Consider the following 3,278-nt stretch of genomic DNA (forward strand, 5'->3'; position numbering starts at 1 on the left):
TCTCTCTCTCTCTCTCAATTACTATTAAATTCTTTAAAGCATCATAGTTTTCACCAATGATCAAACAATTATCTGTTGATTTAGAATCTTTAAATTTAAAAGATAATTTTTCGTTCTTTTTAAGCAAAGCAATGCTTTGGTTGTTGCTCTCGGGAGCAACATCGAAACGAAACCCGATTTTTATTCTTTGAGCGATAAATTGAAAAATGTATTCTAATTCATTATCATTAAATCTTTTGATTATCTGCGCTGCCCATCTTTTTTGATCTGTGTTTAATTCCTTAGAAGAAATTCTATCTATTTCCTTTAAATATTTTTCTTGCAACTGTGTTAAAGTTTCATCAGATGTATTTATTTCTTTGTTCATAATTCTCCTTATAAAATATATGTAAATATTTTACTACATATTGATTGGTAATTGTTTAATAAATAACATTTCTATTACTTTCTATTTTTACCTTTACAAATATTACAACTAATAACACTGTTATTACAACATGAATTGCTAAGGAAAAAGTGCTTATCACAGGAACCCAAGCAAAAGGAAAGGCTAGTATTATTAAAGAAAATATACTTATACAAAGTCTTAAAATTGATTTACTTATTATTTGGTTTTTAAATAACTTCATTGATATTACAAGCATTATAATAATCATTATTGTTATACTGATATATATTAATGATGCAAGAATTTCTGGTAGACTAAAAATGATAATAGCATAGAAATTTGAAGAAATCAGCAAAGATGAAAAATTAAACTCTATTGATCCTTTATATGGTACAAAATTTCATGATAATGTGAAATAAGATGTAAATGCTCACAATGCCATACATACTAAGCTTAAAACAAATGATGCAATTGCTAAATTAAATAATAATTTTCTTTGTCTCATATATTCCTAACTTTACATATTATAAATGAATATATGTAAATATAATAACACTAGGATTTAATCCTAGTGTTATATTTAAATGGTATTATTGGAAATTTTATTAATCTTTCTTTTGAATGAATTTATCAAAATTAACACTATTCTTGGAATATGAATTATTACTATTAGATTGTGTGTTATAACTTTGGTCAAATGATGTGTTATTAGCATAACTGGAAAATCTGTTGTCTGTATAACTATATTGTTCGAATTTTGTATTTATTGAACTTTCATTATTCTTCAATCTTGCAATAGATATCGCTAATAAAACAGTAATAACAATTTGGATAATTAATCCAATTAACGATACAACAGGTATTCACGAAACAAGCTGAGCACCAAGAATTAAAGCAAAATTTGAAATAGCAAAGTTTTTAGTTCTTGCTATGGCTTCATCCCTTTCTCTTTCTTGTAAGGTTATTGCAAAAATAGATATCAACAAACTAATAATTGTTAAATATACAAATAAATTTAATATCGTAAATATAGTATATGTTATAGATGAACCAAGTATAGTAATCCTATTAAATTCAAATCAACCATAATTTATAATTAATAATAACACTGATGCAGTTGTTATAATCCAAAAAAGCATTGTAATTGAACTTAATATTAATGTAGCAAGGTTTAATCTAAATAATAATCTTGTTTTTTCTGTCATTTTTCCTTTCTTGTTTGATTTTTATTTTAACTTTTCATATGATAAAGCAAAAAAAAAAAAACAGAAACCACAAAAAACTTGTGGATTTTTGTTTATTTATGGAATATAAATTTAATATTTTCACATTATTAAGAAAATATAAAAAATTCGTTTATACATAGTATAAACGAACTCATTTATTTCTTATCTTGAATAGCAGAAACTCCAGGTAGTTGAAGTCCTTGCAATAATTCTAAACTTGCTCCACCACCAGTTGATACATGTGAGAATTTATCTGACATTCCAAGTTTTTCTACAGCAGCAAGTGAATCACCACCACCTACAACTGAGTAGCAATCTTTTAGTTCTGCTATTGCTTTACATACGGTGTCGGTTCCGTTACGGAAGTTTTCAAATTCAGCAACACCAACAGGTCCATTTCAAACAACAGTTTTTGCTCCCTGAAGAGTTTGTTTAACTAATTCTAAAGATTTAGGACCAATATCTAATCCCATATATCCATCTTTGATTCCCCCAGCATGGAATTCTGGTGTAACATCTTTAAATTCCTTCGCAACTGCATGATCAACAGGTAAAACAACTTTATCTTTGTATTTAACTAAGAAATCCTTAGCAAGAGCAACAAAATCGTTTTCTACTAATGATTCACCAATTGCATAACCAGTAGCCTTTAAAAATGTATATGCCATACCGCCAGCAATAACCATTTTGTCAACTCTTTGAATTAAGTTTTCAAGAACTTGGATTTTATCTGATACTTTAGCTCCACCTATAATAGCAACAAATGGATGTTCTGGATTGTTCAATACTTTTTTAAGGGATGTTACTTCTTTTTCCATTAAATATCCTAAAGCAGATTCGCTCATATTTTTAGATATTCCAACATTTGATGCATGTGATCTATGTGCAGTTCCGAATGCATCATTAATGAATACATCTCCTAATGATGCTCAGTATTTACCAAGATCTGGATTGTTTTTGCTTTCTGCTTTATCATTTAAATCTTCAAAACGGGTGTTTTCAACCATCAAAACATCACCTGGTTTCATTTGATTAATAGCTTTTTCTAATACTTCACCTTTGGTATAAGGGACAAAGATAACGCCTTTGTTTAATAAACGAGATAATTCAGCAGATACTGGTCTAAGTGATTTTTCTCTTAATTCATCTTTTGACTTAATTCTTCCGAGGTGAGAGAATAATATGGTTTTACCACCATCGCTGATAATTTTTTGAATAGTAGGTAGTGCTGCTGTAATTCTTTTAGTAGAATAAATAATACTGTCTTTTAATGGAACATTAAAATCCACTCTAACTAAGACTTTTTTGTCTTTTAAAACAACATCATTGATTGTTTTTTTCATATATACTCCTATATCTAAGTTATTATTTATTTAATTATAATAAAATTCTGTTGTAATTGAAAAAATAACAAAAAGAATTTCAAAATTTTATTAAATTATAAAATCTTATTTAAGGACTAACAACAAAATGGTAGAATTATAATATCTTAGAAAAAAGACTATTTTATTTACCTTTTTGTATCAATAAAGAAAATAGATAATCTTGTATTATATGCTTAATTATAATTTTAAAAGTTAATAATTGTGAGGAGTTTTAATATGGAAAATAAAAAATTAGAAAGAAATGATTTAATTAATAATATAGGAAAAGAACAATATACA

At 26.5% G+C, this 3,278-nt stretch carries 3 protein-coding genes and 1 pseudogene; all 4 read right to left on the reverse strand.

All coding sequences use genetic code 4. The annotated features are described in order from the left end of the window. Nucleotides 1-367 (reverse strand): annotated as a pseudogene (locus ACXYRN_RS04250) (hypothetical protein); the annotation flags it as partial. A 55-nt stretch (nucleotides 368-422) separates the two neighbouring features. Continuing rightward, entirely contained in the window at nucleotides 423-893 is a 471-nt protein-coding gene (locus tag ACXYRN_RS04255) for a hypothetical protein (protein WP_458607781.1), read from the reverse strand. Nucleotides 894-993: 100 nt separating this feature from the next. Beyond that, nucleotides 994-1,593 (reverse strand): hypothetical protein, encoded by a 600-nt coding sequence (locus ACXYRN_RS04260; protein ID WP_458607782.1) that lies wholly within the window; start codon nucleotides 1,591-1,593, stop codon nucleotides 994-996. A gap of 176 nt (nucleotides 1,594-1,769) precedes the next feature. Further along, nucleotides 1,770-2,957 carry a phosphoglycerate kinase gene (locus ACXYRN_RS04265; RefSeq protein ID WP_458607783.1) on the reverse strand — a complete coding sequence of 396 codons (1,188 nt, stop codon included), beginning with the start codon at nucleotides 2,955-2,957 and terminating at the stop codon, nucleotides 1,770-1,772. Nucleotides 2,958-3,278 lie beyond the last annotated feature (321 nt).

Source organism: Mycoplasma sp. 4423 (genome assembly GCF_054353855.1).